Annotated in this window: 27 protein-coding genes and 1 other RNA gene; 10 read left to right on the top strand and 18 right to left on the bottom strand. The window is 54.7% G+C overall.

Annotation, left to right across the window (positions count from 1 at the left end; translation table 11 throughout):
- Window positions 1–31 precede the first annotated feature (31 nt).
- Complete coding sequence (locus tag BEI65_RS06925; protein WP_099062700.1) at window positions 32–292, top strand: YfhL family 4Fe-4S dicluster ferredoxin; 261 nt, start codon at window positions 32–34, stop codon at window positions 290–292.
- Window positions 293–357: 65 nt separating this feature from the next.
- On the opposite strand, the gene acpS is transcribed toward BEI65_RS06925, so the two are convergent.
- From acpS to lepA, 7 genes are all read right to left on the bottom strand, one after another.
- A complete protein-coding gene (acpS, locus tag BEI65_RS06930) occupies window positions 358–738 on the bottom strand; it encodes a holo-ACP synthase (protein WP_099062701.1) in 381 nt (126 codons plus the stop codon).
- On the bottom strand, window positions 738–1,469 hold the full coding sequence (gene pdxJ / locus BEI65_RS06935) for a pyridoxine 5'-phosphate synthase (protein ID WP_012146372.1): 732 nt from the start codon (window positions 1,467–1,469) through the stop codon (window positions 738–740). The genes acpS and pdxJ overlap by 1 nt, the downstream gene beginning before the upstream one ends.
- A 73-nt stretch (window positions 1,470–1,542) precedes the next feature.
- Window positions 1,543–2,274 carry a DNA repair protein RecO gene (recO, locus tag BEI65_RS06940; RefSeq protein WP_099062702.1) on the bottom strand — a complete coding sequence of 244 codons (732 nt, stop codon included), beginning with the start codon at window positions 2,272–2,274 and terminating at the stop codon, window positions 1,543–1,545.
- Window positions 2,275–2,282: 8 nt separating this feature from the next.
- Window positions 2,283–3,191 carry a GTPase Era gene (gene era, locus BEI65_RS06945; RefSeq protein WP_085118353.1) on the bottom strand — a complete coding sequence of 303 codons (909 nt, stop codon included), beginning with the start codon at window positions 3,189–3,191 and terminating at the stop codon, window positions 2,283–2,285.
- Complete coding sequence (gene rnc / locus BEI65_RS06950) at window positions 3,188–3,868, bottom strand: ribonuclease III (protein ID WP_012146375.1); 681 nt, start codon at window positions 3,866–3,868, stop codon at window positions 3,188–3,190. The genes era and rnc overlap by 4 nt, the downstream gene beginning before the upstream one ends.
- A gap of 182 nt (window positions 3,869–4,050) precedes the next feature.
- Window positions 4,051–5,028, bottom strand: a complete 978-nt coding sequence (lepB, locus tag BEI65_RS06955; RefSeq protein WP_099062703.1) for a signal peptidase I — start codon at window positions 5,026–5,028, stop codon at window positions 4,051–4,053.
- A gap of 36 nt (window positions 5,029–5,064) precedes the next feature.
- Window positions 5,065–6,861, bottom strand: coding sequence for a translation elongation factor 4 (gene lepA, locus BEI65_RS06960; RefSeq protein WP_099062704.1), 1,797 nt, complete (start codon window positions 6,859–6,861; stop codon window positions 5,065–5,067).
- Window positions 6,862–7,403: 542 nt separating this feature from the next.
- On the opposite strand from lepA, the gene BEI65_RS06965 reads away from it, so the two are divergent.
- Complete coding sequence (locus BEI65_RS06965; RefSeq protein ID WP_099062705.1) at window positions 7,404–8,243, top strand: hypothetical protein; 840 nt, start codon at window positions 7,404–7,406, stop codon at window positions 8,241–8,243.
- On the opposite strand, the gene rseC is transcribed toward BEI65_RS06965, so the two are convergent.
- From rseC to rpoE, 4 genes are read right to left on the bottom strand one after another with little or no spacing between them, the layout of a single operon-like run.
- Window positions 8,240–8,716, bottom strand: a complete 477-nt coding sequence (rseC, locus tag BEI65_RS06970) for a SoxR-reducing system protein RseC (protein ID WP_099062706.1) — start codon at window positions 8,714–8,716, stop codon at window positions 8,240–8,242. The two genes, BEI65_RS06965 and rseC, sit on opposite strands and share 4 nt — an antisense overlap.
- Window positions 8,713–9,672: a sigma-E factor regulatory protein RseB gene (gene rseB / locus BEI65_RS06975; RefSeq protein ID WP_099062707.1), complete on the bottom strand. Its 960-nt coding sequence runs from the start codon at window positions 9,670–9,672 to the stop codon at window positions 8,713–8,715. Before rseB ends, rseC begins: the two co-directional genes overlap by 4 nt.
- Complete coding sequence (rseA, locus tag BEI65_RS06980) at window positions 9,672–10,325, bottom strand: anti-sigma-E factor RseA (protein WP_099062708.1); 654 nt, start codon at window positions 10,323–10,325, stop codon at window positions 9,672–9,674. Before rseA ends, rseB begins: the two co-directional genes overlap by 1 nt.
- Before the next feature lie 30 nt (window positions 10,326–10,355).
- Window positions 10,356–10,931, bottom strand: coding sequence for an RNA polymerase sigma factor RpoE (gene rpoE / locus BEI65_RS06985; protein ID WP_012146382.1), 576 nt, complete (start codon window positions 10,929–10,931; stop codon window positions 10,356–10,358).
- 213 nt (window positions 10,932–11,144) lie between these two features.
- On the opposite strand from rpoE, the gene nadB reads away from it, so the two are divergent.
- Window positions 11,145–12,746, top strand: coding sequence for an L-aspartate oxidase (gene nadB / locus BEI65_RS06990; RefSeq protein ID WP_170925066.1), 1,602 nt, complete (start codon window positions 11,145–11,147; stop codon window positions 12,744–12,746).
- 39 nt (window positions 12,747–12,785) lie between these two features.
- Here the strand turns inward: nadB and BEI65_RS06995 are convergent, their stop codons facing one another.
- The gene (locus BEI65_RS06995) at window positions 12,786–13,568 is read right to left on the bottom strand and encodes a tRNA1(Val) (adenine(37)-N6)-methyltransferase (protein ID WP_099062710.1); all 783 of its coding nucleotides are present in this window, start codon (window positions 13,566–13,568) and stop codon (window positions 12,786–12,788) included.
- 99 nt (window positions 13,569–13,667) lie between these two features.
- Between BEI65_RS06995 and srmB the strand changes: the two genes are divergently transcribed.
- On the top strand, window positions 13,668–14,993 hold the full coding sequence (gene srmB / locus BEI65_RS07000) for an ATP-dependent RNA helicase SrmB (protein WP_099062711.1): 1,326 nt from the start codon (window positions 13,668–13,670) through the stop codon (window positions 14,991–14,993).
- A gap of 59 nt (window positions 14,994–15,052) precedes the next feature.
- Here the strand turns inward: srmB and BEI65_RS07005 are convergent, their stop codons facing one another.
- From BEI65_RS07005 to grcA, 3 genes are all read right to left on the bottom strand, one after another.
- Window positions 15,053–15,808, bottom strand: coding sequence for an ankyrin repeat domain-containing protein (locus BEI65_RS07005; protein WP_099062712.1), 756 nt, complete (start codon window positions 15,806–15,808; stop codon window positions 15,053–15,055).
- Window positions 15,801–16,763 carry a DUF2974 domain-containing protein gene (locus tag BEI65_RS07010; RefSeq protein WP_099062713.1) on the bottom strand — a complete coding sequence of 321 codons (963 nt, stop codon included), beginning with the start codon at window positions 16,761–16,763 and terminating at the stop codon, window positions 15,801–15,803. The genes BEI65_RS07005 and BEI65_RS07010 overlap by 8 nt, the downstream gene beginning before the upstream one ends.
- Before the next feature lie 186 nt (window positions 16,764–16,949).
- Entirely contained in the window at window positions 16,950–17,333 is a 384-nt protein-coding gene (grcA, locus tag BEI65_RS07015) for an autonomous glycyl radical cofactor GrcA (protein ID WP_085118371.1), read from the bottom strand.
- 345 nt (window positions 17,334–17,678) lie between these two features.
- Between grcA and ung the strand changes: the two genes are divergently transcribed.
- Window positions 17,679–18,362 (top strand): uracil-DNA glycosylase, encoded by a 684-nt coding sequence (gene ung, locus BEI65_RS07020; protein ID WP_099062714.1) that lies wholly within the window; start codon window positions 17,679–17,681, stop codon window positions 18,360–18,362.
- Window positions 18,363–18,413: 51 nt separating this feature from the next.
- Here the strand turns inward: ung and grpE are convergent, their stop codons facing one another.
- Window positions 18,414–18,986: a nucleotide exchange factor GrpE gene (gene grpE, locus BEI65_RS07025; protein ID WP_017893731.1), complete on the bottom strand. Its 573-nt coding sequence runs from the start codon at window positions 18,984–18,986 to the stop codon at window positions 18,414–18,416.
- A gap of 124 nt (window positions 18,987–19,110) precedes the next feature.
- On the opposite strand from grpE, the gene nadK reads away from it, so the two are divergent.
- From nadK to bamE, 3 genes are all read left to right on the top strand, one after another.
- Entirely contained in the window at window positions 19,111–19,989 is an 879-nt protein-coding gene (gene nadK / locus BEI65_RS07030) for an NAD(+) kinase (RefSeq protein WP_099062715.1), read from the top strand.
- Between the two features lie 86 nt (window positions 19,990–20,075).
- On the top strand, window positions 20,076–21,737 hold the full coding sequence (recN, locus tag BEI65_RS07035; RefSeq protein ID WP_198404411.1) for a DNA repair protein RecN: 1,662 nt from the start codon (window positions 20,076–20,078) through the stop codon (window positions 21,735–21,737).
- 238 nt (window positions 21,738–21,975) lie between these two features.
- Window positions 21,976–22,314: an outer membrane protein assembly factor BamE gene (gene bamE / locus BEI65_RS07040; protein ID WP_012146393.1), complete on the top strand. Its 339-nt coding sequence runs from the start codon at window positions 21,976–21,978 to the stop codon at window positions 22,312–22,314.
- Between the two features lie 114 nt (window positions 22,315–22,428).
- Here the strand turns inward: bamE and BEI65_RS07045 are convergent, their stop codons facing one another.
- A complete protein-coding gene (locus tag BEI65_RS07045; RefSeq protein ID WP_099062716.1) occupies window positions 22,429–22,713 on the bottom strand; it encodes an RnfH family protein in 285 nt (94 codons plus the stop codon).
- A complete protein-coding gene (locus BEI65_RS07050; RefSeq protein ID WP_020828273.1) occupies window positions 22,706–23,140 on the bottom strand; it encodes a type II toxin-antitoxin system RatA family toxin in 435 nt (144 codons plus the stop codon). The genes BEI65_RS07045 and BEI65_RS07050 overlap by 8 nt, the downstream gene beginning before the upstream one ends.
- A gap of 161 nt (window positions 23,141–23,301) precedes the next feature.
- Here BEI65_RS07050 and smpB point away from each other — a divergent pair, with 161 nt between their 5' ends.
- Together smpB and ssrA are read left to right on the top strand one after the other, a co-directional pair.
- The gene (gene smpB / locus BEI65_RS07055; protein ID WP_085118380.1) at window positions 23,302–23,784 is read left to right on the top strand and encodes an SsrA-binding protein SmpB; all 483 of its coding nucleotides are present in this window, start codon (window positions 23,302–23,304) and stop codon (window positions 23,782–23,784) included.
- A 49-nt stretch (window positions 23,785–23,833) separates the two neighbouring features.
- Window positions 23,834–24,214, top strand: a transfer-messenger RNA (tmRNA) gene (gene ssrA, locus BEI65_RS07060).
- Window positions 24,215–24,307: the final 93 nt, after the last annotated feature.

A 24,307-nucleotide genomic window follows, 5' to 3' on the forward strand; every position in this document is an offset into this window, starting at 1 on the left:
GTTCGTGTGCACCGATTAAAAGATAACTGATATGGCACTGCTGATTACCAAAAAATGCATCAACTGCGATATGTGCGAGCCGGAATGCCCTAATCAGGCCATTTCGATGGGCGATGATATCTACCAGATAGATACCGATCGCTGCACCGAATGCGTTGGCCATTACGATATTCCCACCTGTCAGCAGGTGTGCCCAATCGATAACACCATTGTGGTTGACCCGCAGCACACCGAAACCAACGAACAGCTGTGGGATAAATTTGTGGTGCTGCACCACGCCGACCGACTCTGACCGCAACGGTCAGATCAACAAGGGCGCCAACAGGCGCCCTTTTGTTTTACAGCCGGATAAGACTATTACCCTTCGATAATCACCGTAGCACAGGCATAGCGGCGTTCATCGGCCAGCGAAACGTGAATGGAGGTCACCCCCATTTCCTGCGCCAGTTCGGCGGCACGTGCATGCAGACGAATATTCGGCTTGCCGAGCCCGTCGTTGAACACTTCAAACTGATTAAACGCCAGCCCGTTGCGAATACCGGTACCAAATGCCTTGGCAACCGCCTCTTTCACCGCAAAACGCTTGGCCAAAAAGCGCACCGGCTGCTGATGCTGCTGGTACAACTGCCATTCGGCTTCGCTCAGTACGCGACGTGCCAGACGATCGCCACTGCGCTCCACGACCGCTTCTATGCGCGCCATTTCGACAATGTCGGTACCCAGCCCCAGCACTGCCATTAGCGACGCGCTTCACGCATCAGCAATTTCATGTCAGTCACCGCTGCCGGTAACCCACACATCACCGCCTGGCCGATAATAGCGTGGCCGATATTCAACTCATGCATTTCAGGCAGGGCCGCGATCGGCTGAACGTTATGGTAAGTCAGGCCATGGCCGGCGTTGACCTTCAGGCCTTTCTCAGCGGCGTAGGTCGCGGCAACTGCAATACGGCGCAGCTCGGCTTTTACTGCCAGTTCGCCTTCGGCTTCTGCATAGGCGCCGGTATGAATCTCAATATAGGGTGCACCTACAGCGACCGCCGCATCGATTTGGCGGTGATCCGGATCGATAAACAGCGAAACCAGAATGCCGGCCTTCGCCAGTTGCTCAACCGCGACGGCCATTTTGTCTTGCTGCCCGGCAACGTCCAGCCCACCTTCGGTGGTCACTTCTTCGCGTTTTTCCGGCACCAGACAACAAAAATGCGGCTTTAACTCTATGGCGATATCCAGCATCTCATCGGTCACGGCCATTTCCAGATTCATTCGGGTCTGAATGGTCTGGCGCAAAATGCGAACATCGCGATCGGTGATATGACGGCGATCTTCACGCAGGTGTACGGTGATCCCGTCGGCCCCGGCTTGCTCGGCAATAAATGCCGCCTGTACCGGATCCGGGTATTGGGTTCCGCGCGCGTTACGTAACGTGGCGATGTGATCGATATTGACGCCCAGCAGCAAATCAGCCATGACAACCCTCTAAAAAACGATTTTCAGTGGCCGTAGTTTACACGCGGGGACAGTGCTGCAAAAGGGGAAAAGGTCAGGCGTCGTCGACCGGCGAATCCGGCTGTTTGCGGACAAACTGACGAAACAGCTCGCGGCTCTTCAGCGGTTTACCGCCCAGGTAAGGTTTGAGCGCCATGCGGGTGAAACGTTTGGCTGCACGTAAGGTGTGCACATCGGGAAACTGGCGCTCCGCCAATGCGCGCAACTCGCGGCCGGTAAAGCTGTAATGATCAACCACCAGGCTGGCGATAAAGCCTTTTTCTTCGCGGTAACGATAGGTCATGCCGTCATCTACCGGCAGGCCGCTGCCGGCGCAGTGCAGGAAGTCCAGGCCGTAGCCCAGGTGATTCAGCAAGGCCAATTCGAACTGTCGCAGCGCCTGTTCCGGCGAAACATCTTCTGCCGCCAGCGCCTGCAAACATTGCAGATAATCGAAGAATAGTACCGAGTAGTTGGCTTCCTGCTCCAGCACCCGTGACAGCAGTTCATTCACGTACAGGCCGCTGTACAGCATCATGCCGCTGAGGGGTAAACCGAGGGAGACCGCTTCGGCGTTGCGCAGCGTTTTGACTTCGCCACGACCGCCCCAGCGCACCAGCAGGGGAGTAAAGGGTTGCAGGCAACCCTTTAGATTGGAACGGCGGCTGCGCGCGCCTTTTGCCAGCAAACGCACCCGCCCATGACCTTCGGTAAACATATCCAGCATCAGGCTGGTTTCACTGTACGGTCGTCCATGCAGGACGAAAGCGCGCTCCCAGCCGTCCATTGGATAGTTTATTTCAGGTCGTCGGTATAGCCCAGGCTACGCAACGCACGTTCGTCGTCCGCCCAGCCCGATTTCACTTTCACCCACAGTTCCAGATGCACTTTGGTTTCAAACATCTGTTCCATATCCTGACGGGCTTCGATACCGATGGTTTTGATCTTCGAGCCCTTGTTGCCGATGACCATTTTCTTCTGGCCTTCGCGCTCAACCAGGATCAGCCCGTGCACGTTGTAACCACCGCGCTCGTTCGGCACAAATTGTTCGATCTCAACCGTCACCGAGTAAGGCAGTTCTTCACCCAGGAAACGCATCAGCTTTTCACGGATGATTTCCGACGCCATAAAGCGCTGGGAACGGTCGGTGATGTAATCGTCCGGGAAGTGGTGTTCCGCTTCCGGCAGCACCTTGCGCGCGATAGCCGCGATAGTGTCCACGTTCATGCCTTTTTCGGCAGAAATTGGCACCACGTCGAGGAAATTCATCTGCTGACTGAGGAACGCAATGTGCGGCAACAGCTTGGATTTGTCGGTAACGTTGTCGACCTTGTTGATCGCCAGCAGGACCGGACTTTTCAGGTTGCGCAGCTTGTTGACCACCATTTCATCATCGGCAGTCCAGTTAGTGCCTTCTACCACGAAGATCACCAGCTCGACGTCGCCGATTGAGCTGCTGGCCGCACGGTTCATCAAACGGTTGATGGCGCGCTTTTCTTCGATATGCAGACCCGGGGTGTCAACGTAGATGGCCTGATAGGCGCCATCGGTATCGATACCCATAATGCGGTGACGGGTCGTCTGTGGTTTACGCGAGGTGATGGAGACTTTTTGCCCCAGCAGTTGGTTCAGCAACGTGGATTTGCCCACGTTGGGACGACCGACTATCGCAATAAAACCACAGTATTGTTTTTCTTCGCTCATTCAAGCTCCAGCTTTATTAACGCTTGTTCCGCTGCCGCTTGTTCGGCTTTACGGCGGCTTGAGCCGGTTCCCACTACGGGTTCGCTCAAACCACTCACCTGACAGTGGATAGTAAACTCCTGATCGTGCGCCTCACCGCGAACCTGCACCACCAGATAAGAAGGTAACGGCAGATGACGCCCCTGTAAAAACTCCTGCAAACGGGTTTTTGGGTCTTTCTGCTTATCACCAGGGCTGATTTCGTCCAACCGGCTGCGATACCAGTCCAAAATCAGTCGTTCAACAGTTTGGATATCACTGTCCAGGAACACACCGCCAATTAAGGCTTCCACCGTATCCGCCAGGATTGATTCGCGGCGGAATCCACCACTTTTCAGCTCACCCGGGCCGAGACGCAGACATTCGCCCAGATCGAACTCACGTCCCATCTCCGCCAGCGTATTACCGCGCACCAGCGTGGCGCGCATGCGGCTCATATCGCCCTCGTCTACGCGAGGGAAACGCTGGAACAGCGCATTGGCGATGACAAAACTGAGAATGGAGTCACCCAGAAACTCAAGACGTTCATTGTGTTTACTGCTGGCGCTACGGTGAGTTAACGCTTGCAGTAAGAGCTCCTGCTGTTGAAAAGTGTAGCCCAGCTTCCGCTGCAGCCTATTTATTACGATGGGATTCATGAGTTACCAATAGATCAAGAATGCGTCAAAAACTTGCAGCATACGGAACAGGCCTGCTTCGCTGAAAGCCAATCCAAAGCTGTTTCGTTTGCAGTGGCCCCCAACAGGGAGCCAACTTTTTATCGCTCGAGCCGGTATTCTACAACGAGTGGAAATATAATGCTGCGTTAATAGACGCTGGATTAATGAATTCCACCGATGCGGCTAAATCTTACGCCGGTAGGCCATTCGCCTTCCTGCTTTTCAAAACTCATCCAGATAGCCGTGGCCTTACCAACCAGATTTTTCTCTGGTACGAAGCCCCAATAACGGCTGTCGGCGCTGTTGTCGCGGTTATCACCCATCATGAAGTAATGACCCGCTGGTACAACCCACTCCGCCAACTGTTTACCCGGCTGCTGGTAATAAGCGCCCACCTGATCCTGCGTGCCCGGCACGGTCAGAATATGGTGAGAAACATTACCCAGACTTTCCTGGCGTTCACGCAGACGGATGCCACCCTGCGGCACGTTTTCGCTCAGCGGGATTTGGTAGAAACCGTTGCTGGCTTCGCCCATGCCGCTGCGGCTGAACAACTGGACAAAGTCGCTTGGCTGCGCATCGTTGTAAGTCACGGCCAATGCGGTATCGCATGACTGCCCGCTGTTACACGAAGGCTGAACGGTCACACGCTTATTGATCGGATCATAACTCACACGGTCGCCCGGCAGGCCAATCACACGCTTGATATAATCCAGTTTCGGATCCAGCGGATATTTAAATACCGCAATATCACCGCGTTTCGGATGACCGGTTTCAATTAGCGTGGTCTGGGTAATAGGATCTTTAATGCCGTAGGCATATTTCTCCACCAGAATAAAATCGCCAATCAACAACGTCGGCATCATAGAACCGGACGGGATCTGGAAAGGTTCGTAAATAAACGAACGCACCACAAAGACCAGCAACAATACCGGGAAAACCGACGCGCCGGTTTCAATCCAACCCGGTTGTTTCGCCACTTTTGCCAGCGTTTTATCGTCTACAGCGCCCGCAGTCTGTGCATTCACCGCCGCAATCTTGGCTTGGCGGGCCGGCGCCCATCTGAAGCGCTCAAAGGCCCAGATGATCCCGGTAACCAATGTGGCCAGTGCCAGGATCAGGGCAAACATATTCGCCATGCAAACTCCCTAGTTACGCGACTCTATCGCTGTTACTTACTTGTCCTTGCCAACGTGCAGAATGGCCAGGAACGCTTCTTGCGGCAACTCTACGTTACCGACCTGCTTCATGCGTTTCTTACCGTCTTTCTGTTTCTGCAGCAGCTTCTTCTTACGGCTGACGTCACCGCCATAGCATTTCGCCAGAACGTTTTTACGCAGCTGTTTCACCGTAGCACGCGCGATGATATGGGTTCCGATAGCGGCCTGAATGGCAATATCGAACTGCTGACGTGGGATCAGCTCTTTCATCTTCTCTACCAGCTCACGGCCACGGTACTGCGAGTTGTCGCGGTGAGTGATCAGCGCCAGCGCATCCACGCGCTCGTTGTTGATCAGCACGTCGACACGCACCATGTCAGAGGTCTGGAAGCGTTTGAAGTTGTAATCCAGTGACGCGTAACCACGCGAGGTGGATTTCAGACGGTCGAAGAAGTCGAGCACCACTTCCGCCATCGGGATTTCGTAGGTCAGCGCAACCTGGTTACCGTGGTAAACCATGTTGGTCTGCACACCACGTTTCTCGATACACAGGGTGATGACGTTACCCAGGAACTCCTGCGGCATCAGCATGTGACATTCGGCGATCGGTTCACGCAGCTCTTCGATGTTATTCAGTGGCGGCAGCTTGGATGGACTATCAACGTAGATAGTTTCTTTGCTGGTGGTTTCCACTTCATACACTACCGTTGGCGCAGTGGTGATCAGTTCCAGATCGTATTCACGCTCCAGACGCTCCTGAATGATCTCCATGTGCAGCAGGCCGAGGAAGCCACAGCGGAAGCCGAAGCCCAACGCGGTGGAGCTCTCTGGCTCGTAGAACAGGGAGGCGTCGTTCAGGCTCAGTTTGCCCAGCGCATCGCGGAAGGATTCATAGTCGTCGGAGCTGATCGGGAACAGGCCCGCATAAACCTGCGGCTTCACTTTTTTGAAGCCCGGCAAGGCTTTGTCAGCCGGTTGGCGAGCCAGTGTCAGGGTATCGCCCACCGGTGCGCCAAGGATGTCTTTAATTGCACAGACCAACCAGCCTACTTCACCACAGTTCAACACGTCGCGATCGACACGTTTCGGGGTAAAGATGCCCAGGCGATCGGCATTATAGGTTTGGCCGGTGCTCATGACCTTGATCTTGTCGCCCTTGCGCATGGTGCCGTTCTTAACGCGCACCAGGGAAACGACACCCAGGTAGTTATCGAACCAAGAGTCGATGATCAGTGCCTGCAGTGGCGCTTCCGGATCGCCTGCCGGGCCCGGAATATCACGCACCAGGCGTTCGAGCACTTCTGGCACGCCGACGCCGGTTTTGGCCGAGCAACGCACCGCATCGGTAGCGTCGATGCCAACGATATCTTCAATTTCCTGCGCAGCGCGATCGGGATCGGCAGCCGGCAAGTCAATTTTGTTCAGTACCGGCACCACTTCCAGATTCATATCCAGTGCGGTGTAGCAATTAGCCAGCGTCTGGGCTTCTACGCCCTGCCCGGCATCGACCACCAGCAGTGCGCCTTCACAGGCGGCCAGTGAACGGGAAACTTCGTAGGAGAAGTCAACGTGTCCAGGCGTGTCGATAAAGTTGAGCTGGTAGGTTTGGCCGTCCTGCGCCTTATAATCCAGCGTCACGCTTTGCGCTTTAATGGTGATGCCGCGCTCGCGCTCAAGATCCATAGAATCGAGCACCTGTGCGGCCATTTCACGTTCGGACAAGCCACCGCAAATTTGGATAATACGGTCGGACAGCGTCGACTTACCGTGGTCAATGTGGGCAATAATGGAGAAATTTCGTATATGCTTCATTATAAAAGTTTTTCTGCCTTGGTATTTCTGAATTACTCGCCTATAGAAACCCGCATGGACCTAAAGCGACAGTGAATGGGTTCGGCCGTCTTGCGCCTGAATCGCTGCATTCTACATGCCACAACACTGAAAACCTAGCGATCGGTGCAGTGAAGGCATTCTATTATGTACACTTTAATGTTACAGGGCGCTCCGGGTTATGAAAGCAGATGTTAACAAAACCCAACGCAGTCAAAACGGTCAGTTATGACAAGCTTTCCTTCCCCTATCCCCTCACCTGCCGCCTGCGGGATCGGGCGTTAATACATAACCGCCAATAACGCAATAAACCCCCTCCTAATTCTGGATAAAATAATATCTGGATCAACATCTTAGAATTGCACTTCACTCCCCAGGCTTTAGGAAAAACCCGATATACGCTGACCGGCTGCTTCTATAGAAATGTGGGTGAACACCGCGATAAAACATAATTCAGGGCACTACATCGGCATGCCCACCGGGGTTCATCAGCCTATCTCTGCGTATTGATTGGAAGGTGCAAAATGATCGATAAAGGGCCAATGCTGAGCCGGCACGATTTTTCAAAGGTCAATTGGGGCATTCTGGCAGCGGCAGCGCTGTTGTTAACTCTCGGTGCGGCACTGCTGTTACTGCCACTACTGAGCAACATGGATGAAAATGAGGTACTGACCTTACTGCAAACCGGCGCAGCAACTATTGTACTCGGCTGCATTCTGCTGGCGCTGCGCCATTGTCTGCGGCCAACGTTGACCTATCGCCTGTACGAGCACGGTGTTCGGGTGATTAACCCGCATAGTCATAAAGAACGATTTATCCCCTTTGAAAAAATCGGTGATATTTATCGTTTTCGCGGTGGGCGTCTGTTTGGTGGGGTATTCGATGTGATGGCTTTTCGCACCTCGGTTGAACAGCCCTGGTGCCCGGTATTCAGCAATGTTTCCCATTCCTGGCGGCTGGCAGATACCATTATCGCTCAGCAGATCCAACAGCGTGGGCCGCAAGCCTTAAATGCGCTGTATCAGGGGGAAATGCTGTCGTTTCACTACCTCAGCTGCGGCGCTCGCTGGCTGAATCAATTACTGCCTGGACAGCGGAAACGGCCGTCAACCCAAACACTGAGTCTGAGCTCAACGGCACTGATCACGGCACAGGGATCTATCCCGATTGAGCAGATCCGCGAACTGGAAAATAATCCGCAGCGCGGCACCATTCGCCTGCTGGATAATCAGGGCAATGCGTTATTTACCATCGGATATTTTTCGCTGCTCAGCGCCGATCTGTTTATCGCGCTGCTGGAACATATGATCTACACCCGCATCACCGCCTACCATAACCCGGCGATGACGCGGCAGCAGTTTTAAAGCTGAGGTGAGTTTTCCGTCTGCAGGCGCATGGCCCCAGGCGGTAAACCAATTTGCAGAACGATGGGTTGGTAATTCGCCTGTTCACCGAGACGATGTGCCAGACTGCGTGCCAGCATAAAGGCCGCAACCCCGCCAAGCAGTGCGCCCAGCGCGGCAGATGCATCGGTGCCCAGCCAATATTGCAACAGGCTGCCCCCCAGCATCATGCCCAGCAGCGGCGTCAGATAAACCAGCATGGCTGAACGCAATAGGCTGCCTTCAGCAATACCCACCTCAACCCGCTGGCCCGGCTCGAGCGGCTGCTCAATACGCACCTGCAGTTGGTGTTCGGTTTCCGGCACCAGCTCATTCAACGCGCGTGCGCCACAGCCAGAACGGGCCGTACAACTGCCACATCCTGCTTTCGGCTCACAGCGCAGCAGCGCAACACCTTGTTGCCACGAAACAACCGTGGCCCACTCTTTCATCATTGTGGTGGCACCTTGAAGGAAATACTGTCAGCAATTCGTTTAGCCGTCGCCGGCGGCAATTCGCCAACGATAGTGATCTCATTGCCGTTACGGACTTCGGTCTGGATAGTGCGACGCCCCTGACGATAATACTGCTGACCGGCACCGCTGCCCGCAGGGCTGACGTTAACCGAGAAGCTGAACAGACCATCGCTGTAGAGCCGCGATTCAACAGGCTCAGTCACGTTCGGCAGTTTGCGGCGATTACGTGCAATTTCATCCACCCCAGCCGGTAACCAGCCCGTGCTCCAGCTCAGCTTGATTTTATCCACTGCAGGAAGCGACAACAACGGTGGCAGGCTAGCCTTGATCAGCCCCTCCATTGCACTTTGCACCTGCGGCCCGACCACGAACGAAATCACCCGGTATTGCTCCAGCGTTTCGCCGTCGCGGTCGATCAAATCCACCCTCAGCGGCAGCTTGGTGGCTTCATCCATCCAGACAATATAGCTATAGCGTGAACCATCGCGAGCCACCACGCGGATCACTTCGCAGGGACGATCGGAAATGCGGGTGCTGCCGACGGAGATGAAATCGTAATATTTCGCCAGGCGGTCAAAATCAGCATAAACAATGGCCGGCAACGCATCGACGATGTGATCGCCAGACAGCGTGAAGGGCTCCAGGCCGGGTTCGAAATAGCTGATCCCCCCGCCGCGCTGCAGTACTTCACGGCGTGGGCCGTCCATATGCAGTAATTGGCCGAGCGGCTGCTGGTCGATCATCGCGTGGCGGTAGCGCAGCGATTCGATCCCCTGCTTGCTGATGCTGATATAGGCGAGTTCATAATTGAGCGAACGGCTGGCACTGCTCATCTGTTGTAACAACGCCCCGGACGCAGAGGGCTGCGCCGGGGCGATGTTTGAGTAGAGCAGGCTGCCCGTCAATAGACAGACGGAGAACCAAAGTTGCTTCATTACTGCTGTTGCATTCCTAAAGACTGAGTTCCTGGTACCTGAACGGCAGCCTGTTGTGGGGTGCTTTGCTCAAGCTGCAACTGATCAGAATGCAAACGACGTTGCAACTCATAATCTTGCAGCATAGCGTTAATACGTTTGCGTTGTTCCTGCACCTGCTGCTGTTGACCGCTGCCAGTGGAGAAACTGTCTGCCGGCACGCCAAGGCTAACCGGTGACGCCTGCCCCATGATCGGCAGGGTATTGAACGCCGGTGATTCAGCAGCGCCAGATTGTGCAGCCGGTTGATTGTATTGCTGTACGCCTACAATCACCGCCAGCGACACGCAGGCCGCCATACCAATCTGTGTGATCTGGCTAGCCCAAGGGCAAACTTTGTGCCAGAACGGCATTTTCTGCCAGGTGTGCGGTTGCGGCTGAGATTCTGGAACTGCAGAAGGAACCAGACGTGCAGGTTCTTTCTCAAGTGCAGCAGCAACACGATCTGCGATATCGAGATGCATGACTTGTCCGATATCACCCCGTAGTGTGTCACGTATCAGGTGATAGCTCTGCCAGCTTTGTTGAAGCGCCCTGTCTTTAGACAATGAACTCAGTAGCTCGCTGTCGAGCGATTCTCCATCCATCAGAGCGGAAAGCTTTTCTTTCTGCATGCCTAAGTACCCTTCCTGTGTTCGCCATTGCTAACGTTGAATCAGCGGTTGAACTTTATTATCGATAGCCTCCCTGGCGCGGAAAATACGCGAACGTACGGTTCCGACCGGGCAATCCATGATGGCAGCTATTTCTTCGTAGCTTAGACCATCCAACTCCCGCAGGGTAATCGCCATGCGAAGATCCTCAGGGAGAGACTCAATGGTACGGAAAACTATCTGTCTCAGTTCTTCTGACAACATTAAGTTCTCAGGGTTCGAAATTTCTTTCAGTGCGCCCGCACTTTCGTAATTTTCGGCATCGTTGGCATCCACATCGCTGGATGGCGGACGACGGCCCTGAGCCACCAAATAATTTTTTGCCGTATTCACAGCAATTCGATACAACCAGGTATAGAAAGCGCTATCCCCACGGAATGATTCCAGTGCGCGATAGGCTTTAATAAACGACTCCTGTACCACATCCGGCACATCGCCCTGCGGTACATACCGGGAAACGAGACTCGCCACTTTATGCTGGTAACGAATCACCAGTAAGTTAAACGATTTCTGATCGCCCTTTTGGACCCGCTCAACCAGAACTTGATCCGTTAACTGCTCGCTCATCCGAGGTAAACTCTCCCCAAATCCGTCTCCACGCGTAAAATTGTACTGCCAGCCATACATTATTTTCCTGAGCAAGCACTCGCTTGGAGTTCATACAGAACACGAAGTTCCGTATTGCCATTGTTTTTTATGTTGATGTCACCCATCCGTGGCTTTTGCCCGGACAATTAGGCTAACATGAATTTCACTCTTCTTCTGCACACATCATACGCTATGCAACCATCATCTGAACATGTTAGCGATGTACTGATCGTCGGCAGCGGTGCTGCCGGCCTGTCACTGGCGTTGCGCCTGGCGCAGCATTGCAAGGTTACCGTACTCAGCAAGGGGCCACTCAACGAAGGCGCCACCTTTTATGCCCAAGGCGGGATCGCCGCGGTTTTCGATGAAACGGACAGCATTGCCTCACACGTTGATGACACTTTGATTGCCGGAGCCGGCCTGTGTGACAAAGACGCCGTTGAGTTTATCGCCGGCAATGCTCGCCACTGCGTGCAGTGGTTGATCGATCAGGGAGTCTTGTTCGACACCGAGGTCAACGCTCAGGGCGAGGCACATTACCACCTGACGCGGGAAGGCGGGCACAGCCATCGCCGTATCCTGCATGCCGCTGATGCTACTGGCAAAGAAGTAGAGACCACCCTGGTTGGGAAAGCAAGCAACCACCCGAATATTTGCGTGATGGAACGCCGTAATGCGGTCGATCTGATCACCTCAAACAAAATTGGCCTGCCGGGCACCCGTCGCGTGGTCGGCGCCTATGTCTGGAACCGCGAACGGGAGCAGGTAGAAACTTACCGCGCCAAAACGGTCGTGCTGGCGACCGGTGGTGCGGCCAAGGTGTATCAATACACCACCAACCCGGATATCTCTTCCGGAGACGGCATCGCCATGGCCTGGCGCGCCGGTTGCCGGGTCGCCAACCTTGAATTCAACCAGTTCCACCCGACCTGCCTGTTCCACCCGCAGGCACGTAACTTCCTGCTGACCGAAGCGTTACGCGGTGAAGGGGCTTATCTGAAGCGCCCGGACGGCAGCCGCTTTATGCCCGATTTTGACCCACGCGGCGAACTGGCACCGCGAGACGTCGTGGCACGCGCCATCGACCATGAAATGAAGCGTCTGGGTGCGGACTGCATGTATCTGGACATCAGCCATAAGCCAGCCGAATTCATTACCCAGCATTTCCCGATGATCCATGAAAAACTGCTGACGCTGGGCTTTGACCTGACAAGCCAGCCGATCCCTATCGTCCCCGCAGCGCACTATACCTGTGGCGGCGTGATGGTCGATCAGCACGGTCGCACCGATCTGGACGGGCTGTACGCCATTGGCGAGGTTAGCTACACCGGCCTGCACGGGGCCAACCGCATGGCGTCAAACTCACTGCTGGAATGCCTGGTTTATGGCTGGTCGGCGGCAGAAGACATCATGACGCGTCTGCCGTTTATCAAGCTGGCCAAACAGCTACCGCAGTGGGATGAAAGCCGGGTGGATGATGCCGATGAGCGAGTGGTGATCCAGCACAACTGGCATGAGCTGCGGCTGTTTATGTGGGACTACGTGGGGATCGTGCGCACCACAAAACGACTGGAGCGCGCGCTGCGCCGCATCAATACGTTGCAGGCAGAAATTGACGAGTACTACGCCAACTTCCGCATCTCCAACAACCTGTTGGAACTGCGTAATTTGGTGCAGGTGGCAGAATTAATCGTCCGCAGCGCCATGGAGCGTAAAGAAAGCCGCGGGTTGCACTACACGCTGGACTACCCGGATCTGCTGCCGGAAGCGCTACCGACCATCCTGCAACCATAATGATACCGTCAGGGCACCCATAAAGGTGCCCTGTTCATTTCAGTAGAACAGGTAAAAATCGGTAATCAGACGGCGGAAATCATCGGTGTAACTGCCATCGTCCAACTTGATAGCCAGCTTCTGTTCGGTTTCTTGTTCGGCGGGCTGACGCGTCAGGGCCAATAATATCCGATGCATTGGCGTATCCGCGCGATCGCTGACATTCAGCCGCTGCGCAGTATGCCAGCCACGTAGCTGTGCATTGCTTTCGAAAGCGCCACCAATGTCATGGGGCAGCACTACGCAAAATGTCCCCTTTGGTGCGATCAACTGCTCCGCACTGGCCAACAGAGCATCGTGGGTCAGGGTTTCGGTATAGCGTGCGTTGTGGCGCGCCTGGTCACGGCAGGCAACCGCCGGCTCGAAATACGGCGGGTTACTGACGATCAAATCATATTCACCGGCATGATGCTGGGCAAAATGATGAATGTCCTGTGCGTGGACCTGAATGCGCTGCGGCCAGGGGGATTCCTGCACGTTGTCACGTGCCTGTGCGGCAGCGGCCTCGTCCAGTTCCACCGCGTCGATCAGCACGTTCTCGGCCGACCGCTGCGCCAGCATCAGCGCGATCAATCCGCTGCCGCTGCCGATATCCAGCATTCGTTGCGCCTGCGCCAAGGGTGCCCATGCGCCGAGCAACACGCCGTCGGTGCCCACTTTCATTGCACAGCGGTCGTGGGCAACAAAAAATTGTTTGAAGGTAAAACCGCCGCGACGCGGAGTAAAATTCGCTTTCGATTGAGTGCTCACAATAACCACCTGAATACAAAACTCGCGTAGCATAAGGCAATCTGATTTTTGGGAAAAGACATGCTTTCCGCTTAAATAGGTGAAGAACGCGGCCAACCCGTCTATAATCGGCGCCCCAAGTAGAGGTAGACCATGACAGTAACCAATTTTTCCGAGCTCGAACTCGATGAACGCCTGATAAACGCCCTGCGCGATAAAGGCTACGAACGCCCAACCGCCATTCAAGCCGAGGCGATCCCGCCTGCGATGGATGGGCGCGACGTATTGGGTTCGGCGCCGACCGGCACCGGCAAGACCGCTGCATTTTTGCTGCCGGTATTGCAACATCTGCTCGACTTCCCACGCAAGAAGTCCGGCCCACCGCGCGTACTGATCCTGACCCCGACACGCGAGCTGGCGATGCAGGTAGCCGATCAGGCACGTGAACTGGCTGCTCATACTTCGCTGGATATCGCTACCATCACCGGTGGCGTCGCTTATATGAACCACGCAGAAGTCTTCAGCGAAAACCAGGACGTGGTCGTTGCCACTACCGGTCGTCTGCTGCAGTACATTAAAGAAGAAAACTTCGACTGCCGCGCGGTAGAAACGCTGATCCTCGATGAAGCCGACCGTATGCTCGATATGGGCTTCGCGCAGGACATCGAAACGATTTCTGCCGAGACCCGCTGGCGTAACCAGACCCTGCTGTTCTCCGCGACGCTGGAAGGCGATGCCATCCGCGAATTCGCCGAACGCATTCTGAAAGAGCCGGTAGAAGTCGAAGCTGACCCGTCACGCCGCGAGCGCAAAAAGATCCTGCAGTGGTACTACCGTGCAGACGACGTAGTGCACAAAACCGCCCTGTTGGTGCATTTGCTGCAGCAACCGGACGTGCAGAAATCCGTGATCTTCGTGCGTAAGCGTGAGCGCGTGCATGAACTGGCAGCCTGGCTGCGCGAGGCGGGCATCAACACCTGTTACCTAGAAGGTGAAATGGTGCAGGCCAAGCGTAACGAAGCGGTAAAACGCATGATGGACGGCCGGGTCAACGTGCTGGTCGCTACCGACGTTGCCGCTCGTGGTCTGGATATCCTGGATATCACCCACGTGTTCAACTTCGACATGCCGCGCACTGCGGATACCTACCTGCACCGCATCGGCCGTACCGGTCGTGCCGGACGCAAAGGCACCGCCATCTCGCTGGTTGAGGCACACGACCACCTGCTGTTGGGCAAAGTGGGCCGTTACCTGAACGAGCCGCTGAAAGCGCGGGTGATCGAAGAGCTGCGTCCATCAACCAAAGTGCCAAGCGAAAAAAGCAACGGCAAACCTTCCAAGAAGGTGATAGCCAAGCGCGCTGTCGACAAAGAAAAGAACAAAGAAAAAGCCAAGGTGAAAGTGCGCCATCGCGATGCGAAAAACGTCGGCAAACGCCGCCAGCCAAAGGCCAAGCCTGAGGGCAATGGCGCGAAATAATGCTGCCGTAGTGAATAAAAACCGCCTCCATTGACCTGAAGGCGGTTTTTTTATGCCCGTTACGGCTGCACGTAATGCGTCGCCTGCTGATGGGCTTTCAGCCAGGCATTCAGTTGACGGTAACGATCGCGCATTTCTTCACTTTGCAACGACGTCGGGGTCTGTGAGAAATAGAACTGGAAGGTCACTCCCTGCTGGTTGCGGGCTTTGGCATCGGCCCCGGCCTGCAATAGCATCAACGCCAATTGCGGTGCATTGATTTTTGCCGCTACGTGCAAAGGTGTATCCCCCAGCCGATCGCTCAGCGTAACATCCGCCCCAGAGACCAACAGCAGCCGCAGTTGCTCCTCTCGCCCCGCCAACACCGCAGCCGCCAGCGGCGTGGCACCGGTCACCGCATTACGCGGGTTAACCGCTACACCCTGCTCCAGCAACAGCCGCAAATACTGCGGATCCTGCACCGCCGCAGCGGTATGCAGTGCGCTGTTGCCATCCAGCCCCGGCGTGGCGGCATCGGCCCCCAGCTCTAGCAGTGAGCCCAGACTTGACGGTTGCTGCGACAGTATCGCCCATTGCAGCAAAGTGACCTGACGGTCGCCCTGCTCGCGCAGTCGCCCCTGGGTGGCCTGTTCGGCAATACTCTGCACATCACCGCGCGCCACCGCCTGAGCCAGCGCCGCATTGCCGTGTCCGTTGAACGGAGAGATATCCTGATTCATCTGTTGTTCCTTAGCCATCATCAACAAACCGGCGATCGCCGTCAGCAACAGCATGGCGATAATTAACGCCTGCCGTACTCGTCGCCTGTCAGGCATTGGCTTTCGCCTCCCAGGGCTTTTGCTCCGCCATCGAACCGATCACCTTATCGATACCGTGCGCGGTCAGGCTGCGATCCACATGTTTGCTTGGCCGCCAGTCGTCAATGCCGCTCAGAGTATCGTTATTGGCCAACGTGATTTTATGCCCAATAGCGTCCGGGATCAGCGAAGTGGATTCCTGTGTGCCGGTCAGCATGTCGTATTGCTCGCTGTAACGGCGGATGCCGCCGGCTTGCGCATCCTGTTTCGCCGCTGCCGGATCGATCCCCATACGGTTCAGCGTGTAATCGGACACGCCCGCAGCGTTAAAGGTGACCGCTACCGTGCCGGTCGCCAGCGCCGCCGTTGCCGCCAGACCGCCCCCTAACGAATGGCCGGCAATCACCAACGCATCACCAAACGCCGCCTTGGCGCTTTTGGCAACCGCGACCGCCTGATTGTACTGCACATCATCATAACCGGTTGCCTGCCGCACATTGCTCAGCCAATCGCGCATATCATTGGTACCCGCGAAGGCCAATACATATTGCTGATTATCGCTGTAAATGCCGGCCTGAAAACCCGATGCCGAGTCATGCAGGCTGGCGGGATCAATGCCTGCGCCGAGCAAGGCGCTGTCGCTCAACCGGCTAAATCCGTCAACACCCTGGCCGGTGATGCTGTAAACGTCTTTAGCCAATAACGCCAGGGTATAGTCCCCTTGCTGGGACTGTTGCCCACGCGTCACGCCCTGATTAGCAGCCACCGGTGCAGCGGCCGACATATCGCTCACCAGCGTATTCAGCAGGTGCTGCGCATTCAGGCTGTTAGTGGAAAGCGTGGACGCCGGTGCCTTGGTCGGTGGGGTTTCTGTGAGCTGAGGTGAACTCGGTGGTTCGGGCAACGCGCGCGCCACTGGGGGCTGGATGGCCGCGGAACTCACCGCAGAGGTAAAACTCAAAGACATACTCATGCCGACTCCTTGTCGATAGACTTATCTATGCCGCACCCCAATGGGTGCTGCTTTAGCTATCGGCAGGTCGGAGCAGTTCTGTAATTCGGGCGATTATCTTTGCGAGGAATGTGATCCGGGTTCAGTTTCTGGCGAGTACAGCAATAAAAAAGGGAGCCGAAGCTCCCTTATTAACCACGCGGGTAATTACAGGCTTTCTGTAAAGGTACGTGTAATCACGTCACGTTGTTGTTCTGGCGTCAGCGAGTTGAAACGCACCGCATAGCCGGACACACGAATGGTCAATTGCGGGTATTTTTCTGGGTGCTTAACCGCATCTTCCAGCGTCTCACGACGCAGTACGTTCACGTTCAGGTGCTGCCCACCTTCCACGCGCACGGTAGATTGCATTTCCAGCGGCACTTCACGGTACTCGATCTGGCCCAGATCGCTGACCGGTACGACCTGGTCTTCTGTGTATTTGGCTTTAGCGCAAACGCAGCGGGCTTCGGATGTTTCATCATCCAGCAGCCAGAAAGAGTTCAGTAGCGCCTGGTCGTTCGCTTTAGTGATTTGAATACCAGTAATCATTTTGTTGCCTCCGTACAAGGGCGAAAAATTCTACTTCGAGAAAAAACCAATCCTGGTTTCGGCCATTTGGTAAAACCATTGTTGTCTTGTTGTTCTGTATACCAGTCTGGCCAGGGCAATTCTTTGATTAAAGTCAATTTTCACGGGGTACCCACACGGCGACAAGGGGCAAGTTTATGTTTTATGTCAATTTTCCCCACAAAGCACTTCGCAATTATTTTTGTAAATTATCAACAATTTTTGCATCTATCGCGATAACGCCAGGATAAAAGCGAGTTTCACTGTGTGGAGCTAAACGGTAAGCTATGCCCAGTGAATTGTTAACGAAAACAAAGGAGAGCGTTTATGTCCACCTCCCTCACCTGGCATGATGTCATCGGCAAGGAGAAAGAGCAGCCCTATTTTCATGAAACGCTTGCCTTTGTTGCCGCTGAACGCCAGGCCGGTAAGACCATTTACCCACCACAAAAAGACGTGTTCAACGCCTTTCGTTATACCGAACTGGCAGACGTGAAGGTGGTGATCCTCGGTCAGGATCCCTATCACGGCCCGAATCAGGCCCATGGTCTGTCTTTCTCGGTGCTCCCTGGCGTGCCTGCGCCCCCTTCGCTGGTGAATATGTATAAAGAGCTGGCAACGGATATCCCGGGTTTTGAGCGCCCCAGCCACGGCTGCCTGCAAAGCTGGGCGGAACAGGGCGTGCTGCTGCTGAACACGGTGTTGACCGTTGAAGGCGGCCAGGCGCACTCTCATGCCAAGCTGGGCTGGGAGACCTTTACCGACAAGGTGATCGCCGCATTGAATGAAAATCGCGAAGGTGTGGTGTTCCTGCTGTGGGGCGCGCATGCCCAGAAGAAAGGCAACTTTATCGACAGCAACCGTCACCACGTATTGAAAGCGCCGCACCCTTCGCCGCTTTCCGCCCACCGTGGTTTCCTCGGCTGCCATCACTTCTCGCAGGCCAACCAGCTGTTGGAACAACAGGGGCTAAAGCCTATCGACTGGTTGCCGCAACTGCCGCAGGCCTGATTCAGACGCAAAAAAGGCACCCGGAGGTGCCTTTTCTTTACTTAATTTCGCTTAAGCCTTGGCTTTGGAAACCGCAACCATCGCCGGGCGCAGCAGACGACCATTCAGCGTATAGCCTTTCTGCATCACCATCATTACGTGATTTGGCTGGTGATCGGCAGATTCCATCAGGCTCATCGCCTGGTGCACTTCCGGGTTGAACGGCACGTTAGTGTCGCCAACGATTTCGATACCGTACTTACGCACGACGTCCTGCAGGGACTTCAGCGTCAGTTCGATACCTTCGATCATCGCCGTCAGTTCCGGATTGTTTTTATCCGCCAGATCCAACGCACGCTCCAGGTTATCAAGCACCGGCAGCAGGTCACCGGAGAATTTCTCCAGAGCAAATTTGTGCGCTTTTTCAATATCCAGCTCGGTGCGGCGACGGACGTTTTCCATTTCCGCTTTGGCACGCAGCAGGCTGTCGCGTTCATGCTGCTGGGCTTCGGCCAGTTGAGCTTCCAGCTCAGCAATGCGCTCATCCCGCAGATCGACGCCCTCAGCCGCTTCCGGCAAGACTTCCTGCTGTTCCATTTCTTCCGAGACTTGCTCGTTTGGCGTCTTCTGTTCTTTACTACTCATGAATATCTCCGCGTTTTAGCATTAATCTCGCAACTTGGCTTATTATGGGGATCAAAACCGGGGTTTCAAGTCAACCGGTCACAATGTGGGGCATAAACTGGTCCCGGTGAGGAAAATCACAACAATGAATAAAAAATTCGCCTGTATTGGCATTGTTGGCCACCCGCGTCACCCTTCGGCGCTGGCAACGCATGAGATGTTATTTCACTGGTTGGTCGCCCGAGGCTATTCAGTGATGGTTGAACGGCAGATAGCCAAGGATTTGGGGCTGCAAGACGCCGTGACCGGTAGCCTGGCAGAGATTGGCCAAAAGGCCGACCTGGCCGTGGTGGTCGGCGGCGACGGTAATATGCTGGGCGCTGCACGCGTGCTGGCACGCTACGACATTAAAGTGATCGGTGTTAACCGCGGTAATCTCGGCTTCCTGACCGATCTTGATCCTGACAACGCATTGCAGCAATTGGCCAACGTGCTGGAAGGCGAATACATCGATGAACAGCGCTTCCTGCTGGAAACCATCGTGCACAAAGAGAACCAGCAGTGCCGCATCAGCACCGCGATTAACGAAGTGGTGTTGCACCCCGGTAAAGTGGCGCACATGATTGAGTTCGAAGTGTATATCGACGATCGTTTCGCCTTCTCCCAGCGCTCCGACGGCTTGATCATCGCCACCCCGACCGGTTCGACCGCCTACTCACTCTCTGCCGGTGGGCCGATCCTGACGCCCTCGCTGGAGGCCATCGCGCTGGTGCCGATGTTCCCGCACACCCTTTCGGCTCGCCCATTGGTGATCAACGGCAACAGCACCATCCGGCTGAAGTTTTCGCAAATTGGCAGCGATCTGGAAATCAGCTGCGACAGCCAAATCGCGTTGCCGATCCAGGAAGGTGAAGAGGTATTGATACGCCGTAGTGATTTCCATTTGAATCTTATTCATCCAAAGGACTACAGCTATTTCAACACGTTAAGCACCAAGCTGGGCTGGTCAAAAAAATTATTCTAAAAACTGCGCCAGCCTCTTTACTGTATATAAAACCAGTCTATACTGTATGAAACTACAGTTATGTGTTTATACACAGGAAGGTTCCCATGCTGGCGCAATTGACCATCAGCAATTTTGCTATCGTTCGTGAGTTGGAAATTGATTTTCAACCGGGTATGACGGCGATTACCGGTGAAACCGGCGCCGGCAAATCGATTGCCATCGACGCGCTGGGGCTGTGCCTCGGTAATCGCGCCGACGGTAATGTCGTTCGGCTGGGAGCCGCCCGTGCCGATATCTGCGCCCGCTTCTCACTGGCGGACACCCCTTCTGCAAGACAGTGGCTCGAGCAGAACCAGCTGGACGACAGCAATGAGTGCCTGCTGCGCCGGGTGATCAACGCCGACGGCCGCTCACGTGGCTTTATCAACGGTACCGCCGTACCGCTTTCGCAACTGCGCGAACTCGGCCAGCGCCTGATTCAAATCCACGGCCAGCATGCCCACCAGTTACTGCTCAAGCCTGAGCACCAAAAACAACTGCTCGACGCCTACGCCGACGAACCTGCCCTGCTGGCGCAAATGCAGCAGGCTTACCAGCGCTGGCATCAGAGCTGTCGCGAACTGGCCCACCATCAGCAACAGTCCATCGAACGTGACGCACGCAAACAGCTGCTGCAATACCAATTGAAAGAGCTGAACGAGTTTGCGCCGCAGGCCGGTGAGTTTGAAAAAATCGATACTGAATTCAAACGCCTGGCCAACAGCGGCCAGTTGCTGACCATCAGCCAGCAAACCCTGCAATTATTGGCTGATAGCGAAGAAAACAATATGCTGAGCCAGCTCTACACCGCCAAACACCTGCTGGTTGAGCTGGTCAGTATGGATGAAAAGCTCAGTGGCCTGCTGGATATGCTGGAAGAGGCGTCAATCCAAATCAGTGAAGCCAGCGATGAACTGCGCCACTATGCCGATCGCATGGATTTAGACCCAAACCGCCTGCAAGAACTGGAACAGCGCCTGTCGCGCCAAATTAACCTGGCACGTAAACACCACGTCGCGCCAGAAGAACTGCCGCAGTTGCACCAGCAAATGCTGGATGAACAACAACTGTTGTCACAGCAAGAAAACGACCACGAACACCTGGCCGAGGCGGTCACGTTGCATCATCAGCAAGCGCTGTTGCTGGCAGAGCAACTGCATCAGAAACGCCAGCATTATGCCGCCGAACTGACTACGTTGATTACCGACAGCATGCAGGCGCTTTCCATGCCACACGGCAAATTCAATATCGATGTGCGCTTCGAGCCGCAATATTTGAGTGCTGAAGGCGCGACCCGTACCGAGTTCTGCGTTTCCACCAACCCGGGCCAACCGCTGCAGGCCTTGGCGAAAGTAGCCTCTGGCGGCGAGCTGTCGCGCATCGCGCTGGCAATCCAGGTGATTACCGCCCGCAAGATGGAAACACCGGCGCTGATTTTCGACGAAGTGGACGTAGGTATCAGCGGCCCAACCGCCGCCATCGTCGGCCGCCTGCTGCGCCAGTTGGGGGAATCAACCCAGGTGATGTGCGTTACTCACTTGCCGCAGGTGGCAGGTTGTGGGCATCAGCATCTGTTTGTCAGCAAACAGACCGACGGCACCGAAACCGAAACACAGATGTCATCCCTGGATAAACGTGCCCGTTTGCAAGAATTGGCGCGCCTTCTCGGCGGCAGTGAAGTCACCCGAAACACCCTGGCAAACGCAAAAGAACTGCTTGCTGCATAGAAAAGCTCAACTTTTTCACTTTCCTGAGGTCTGACTTTGGCGCTGTTTACCCAATAGATTTCAAGCTGTAGCAAGGCGGCAACTCAGTGAATCCCCAGGAGCTTAGATAACTAAGTGACTGGGGTGAGAGTAGGAAGCCAACACAGCTACAACTTGAAAGATGAAGGGTATAAGGGTTTCCAACGGCTGCAAGGTCTATTATCATCGGCATCCTATGCCCTAAAGGAATGTGATTACTATGCGCTGTAAAACGCTGACTGCCGCCGCTGTGGTTCTTGTGATGCTGACTGCAGGCTGTTCTACTTTTGAGAAGGTGGTTTACCGGCCTGACATCAACCAAGGGAACTACCTGACGTCAACCGACGTAGCTAAAATCCAAAAAGGTATGACCCAGCAACAGGTCGCTTATACATTGGGAACCCCAATGTTGCAGGACCCGTTCGGTACTCAGACGTGGTTCTATGTGTTCCGCCAGCAACCTGGTCATGAAAATATCACCCAACAAACCCTGACGCTGACCTTTAACAGCGCGGGTGTATTGACCGATATTCAGAACAAGCCAGCGCTGACCAAGTAATCCGCGCAGGAACTATCGTCCGGCCCGTGAGGGACGCGTCAAGTTCTTCATGACAGTACCAGGCTGCAACTCGGAAGATAAAATTCTGATAAAAAACAAGGCGCATTCAGCGCCTTATTTTTTTGCCTTCTCTGCCCGTTGGCGGCGCAGCTCTTTGGGGTCGGCAATCAAGGGGCGATAAATTTCCACCCGGTCGCCATCATTGAGCACATCACCCAACTTGGCCGGTCGGCTATAGATACCCACCTTGTTACTTTGCAGATCAATGTCACCACGCAGCTCCAGCAGCCCGGAGGCGACAATCGCCTGCTCAACGCTGCTGCCCTCGGCCAACGTGACGTTGCGCAGATACTGACGTTCCGGCAAGGCGTAAACCACCTCGACCCGTATCTCAGACACTGTAAACCTCTTTCGCCCGCTGGGTGAATGCCTGCACCATGTTACCCGCCAGCTCTTTAAACACCTTGCCGAACGCCAACTCGATCAGTTTGTTGGTAAATTCGAAATCCAGGTGCAGCTCAACCTTGCAGGCTTCCGGACTGAGCGGCGTGAAGTGCCAGCCCCCCATCAGCTTGCGGAACGGACCATCAACCAGTTGCATATTGATGCTCTGGTTATCCAGCAGCGTGTTGCGCGTGGTAAAAGTTTTACTGATACCGGCTTTGGCAACATCCACCGCGGCGGTCATTTCATTGTTGGACGCGTTAATCACCCGGCTACCGGTGCAACCTGGCAGAAAATCGGGATAAGAATGAACATCGTTAACCAACTGATACATCTGCTCGGCGCTGAATGGCACTAACGCAGATCGACTGATCTGGGGCATATCATTTCCTGTGAGACACAAAACATACAAATCATACCATTTATCTATCGGCAAACAAAAAATCTGCTATGCAACACAGAGGCCAAAAATGCGAAAAATTGCGCAGGTGCTCAGCGGGAAAGGATTTCTTTCGCTGACGCATCCAGTATAATGAACACACTATGACAAAGAAAAAAGCACACAAACCCGGCTCTGCCACCATTGCGCAAAACAAGCGCGCGCGTTTCGAATACGCCATTGAGGAAGAATTCGAAGCGGGCCTGTCTCTGCAAGGGTGGGAAGTCAAATCGCTGCGTGCCGGCAAAGCCAACATCAGTGACAGCTACGTGACCTTTCGCGATGGTGAAGCCTACCTGTTTGGCGCCACTGTCTCACCGCTCAACGTAGCTTCTACTCATGTGGTCTGCGATCCGACACGTACCCGTAAACTCCTGCTGAAAAAGCGTGAGCTGGACTCACTGCTCGGCCGTGTAAACCGTGACGGTTACACCGTGGTTGCCTTGTCCATGTATTGGAAAAATGCCTGGGCCAAGATCAAAATCGGCGTAGCCAAAGGTAAGAAAGAACACGATAAGCGCGATGACATCAAAGATCGTGAATGGCAGACGGCGAAATCCCGTATCATGAAGCACGCCAACCGATAAGCCTCTGGCTTAATGGGATAAACTTCTGTTATACTGCGCGACGTAACTTGGGGCTGATTCTGGATTCGACGGGATTGTGAGGCCTTAGGAGCATGCCGAGGGGCGGTTTGCCTCGTAAAAAGCCGCAAAAAAAATAATTGCAAACGACTCGCAATTCGAATCTGCTGCTTTAGCAGCTTAATCAGCCTAAGAAACTGAAGATTCCCTCTCTCCCTAGCCTCCGCTCTTAGGACGGGGATCAAGAGAGGTCAAACCCAAAAGAGATCGCGTGGATGTCCTGCCTGGGGCTGAAGCGTTAAACCCAATCAGGCTAGTTTGTTAGTGGCGTGTCCATCCGCAGCTGACCGGCGAATGTGAAGATTGGACTAAGCATGTAGTGCCGACGGTGTAGTAATTCCGGACGGGGGTTCAAATCCCCCCAGCTCCACCAAATAGGTCACCGGTGATACCAGATAGATCCGGTGACAATAACGAAAAAGCCCGCAATTCACGTTGCGGGCTTTTTTGTGTCTGTAAACAGATA

Source organism: Serratia sp. BW106 (genome assembly GCF_002607755.1).
Classification (GTDB): domain Bacteria; phylum Pseudomonadota; class Gammaproteobacteria; order Enterobacterales; family Enterobacteriaceae; genus Serratia; species Serratia proteamaculans.

Excerpts from the sequence above, each read along its gene's own strand:
- BEI65_RS06965 (WP_099062705.1), top strand. The coding sequence starts at position 7,404 with ATGATCGATAAAGGGCCAATGCTGAGCCGGCACGATTTTTCAAAGGTC.
- recO (WP_099062702.1), bottom strand. The coding sequence starts at position 2,274 with ATGGACGGCTGGGAGCGCGCTTTCGTCCTGCATGGACGACCGTACAGT.
- BEI65_RS06995 (WP_099062710.1), bottom strand. The coding sequence starts at position 13,568 with ATGCTACGCGAGTTTTGTATTCAGGTGGTTATTGTGAGCACTCAATCG.
- BEI65_RS07010 (WP_099062713.1), bottom strand. The coding sequence starts at position 16,763 with ATGAGTATGTCTTTGAGTTTTACCTCTGCGGTGAGTTCCGCGGCCATC.
- pdxJ (WP_012146372.1), bottom strand. The coding sequence starts at position 1,469 with ATGGCTGATTTGCTGCTGGGCGTCAATATCGATCACATCGCCACGTTA.
- lepA (WP_099062704.1), bottom strand. The coding sequence starts at position 6,861 with ATGAAGCATATACGAAATTTCTCCATTATTGCCCACATTGACCACGGT.
- bamE (WP_012146393.1), top strand. The coding sequence starts at position 21,976 with ATGCGCTGTAAAACGCTGACTGCCGCCGCTGTGGTTCTTGTGATGCTG.
- grpE (WP_017893731.1), bottom strand. The coding sequence starts at position 18,986 with ATGAGTAGTAAAGAACAGAAGACGCCAAACGAGCAAGTCTCGGAAGAA.
- smpB (WP_085118380.1), top strand. The coding sequence starts at position 23,302 with ATGACAAAGAAAAAAGCACACAAACCCGGCTCTGCCACCATTGCGCAA.
- nadK (WP_099062715.1), top strand. The coding sequence starts at position 19,111 with ATGAATAAAAAATTCGCCTGTATTGGCATTGTTGGCCACCCGCGTCAC.
- rpoE (WP_012146382.1), bottom strand. The coding sequence starts at position 10,931 with ATGAGCGAGCAGTTAACGGATCAAGTTCTGGTTGAGCGGGTCCAAAAG.
- BEI65_RS07050 (WP_020828273.1), bottom strand. The coding sequence starts at position 23,140 with ATGCCCCAGATCAGTCGATCTGCGTTAGTGCCATTCAGCGCCGAGCAG.
- rseC (WP_099062706.1), bottom strand. The coding sequence starts at position 8,716 with ATGATGAAAGAGTGGGCCACGGTTGTTTCGTGGCAACAAGGTGTTGCG.
- grcA (WP_085118371.1), bottom strand. The coding sequence starts at position 17,333 with ATGATTACTGGTATTCAAATCACTAAAGCGAACGACCAGGCGCTACTG.
- nadB (WP_170925066.1), top strand. The coding sequence starts at position 11,145 with ATGCAACCATCATCTGAACATGTTAGCGATGTACTGATCGTCGGCAGC.
- srmB (WP_099062711.1), top strand. The coding sequence starts at position 13,668 with ATGACAGTAACCAATTTTTCCGAGCTCGAACTCGATGAACGCCTGATA.
- BEI65_RS06925 (WP_099062700.1), top strand. The coding sequence starts at position 32 with ATGGCACTGCTGATTACCAAAAAATGCATCAACTGCGATATGTGCGAG.
- era (WP_085118353.1), bottom strand. The coding sequence starts at position 3,191 with ATGAGCGAAGAAAAACAATACTGTGGTTTTATTGCGATAGTCGGTCGT.
- acpS (WP_099062701.1), bottom strand. The coding sequence starts at position 738 with ATGGCAGTGCTGGGGCTGGGTACCGACATTGTCGAAATGGCGCGCATA.
- rseA (WP_099062708.1), bottom strand. The coding sequence starts at position 10,325 with ATGCAGAAAGAAAAGCTTTCCGCTCTGATGGATGGAGAATCGCTCGAC.
- lepB (WP_099062703.1), bottom strand. The coding sequence starts at position 5,028 with ATGGCGAATATGTTTGCCCTGATCCTGGCACTGGCCACATTGGTTACC.
- ung (WP_099062714.1), top strand. The coding sequence starts at position 17,679 with ATGTCCACCTCCCTCACCTGGCATGATGTCATCGGCAAGGAGAAAGAG.
- rseB (WP_099062707.1), bottom strand. The coding sequence starts at position 9,672 with ATGAAGCAACTTTGGTTCTCCGTCTGTCTATTGACGGGCAGCCTGCTC.
- recN (WP_198404411.1), top strand. The coding sequence starts at position 20,076 with ATGCTGGCGCAATTGACCATCAGCAATTTTGCTATCGTTCGTGAGTTG.
- BEI65_RS07005 (WP_099062712.1), bottom strand. The coding sequence starts at position 15,808 with ATGCCTGACAGGCGACGAGTACGGCAGGCGTTAATTATCGCCATGCTG.
- rnc (WP_012146375.1), bottom strand. The coding sequence starts at position 3,868 with ATGAATCCCATCGTAATAAATAGGCTGCAGCGGAAGCTGGGCTACACT.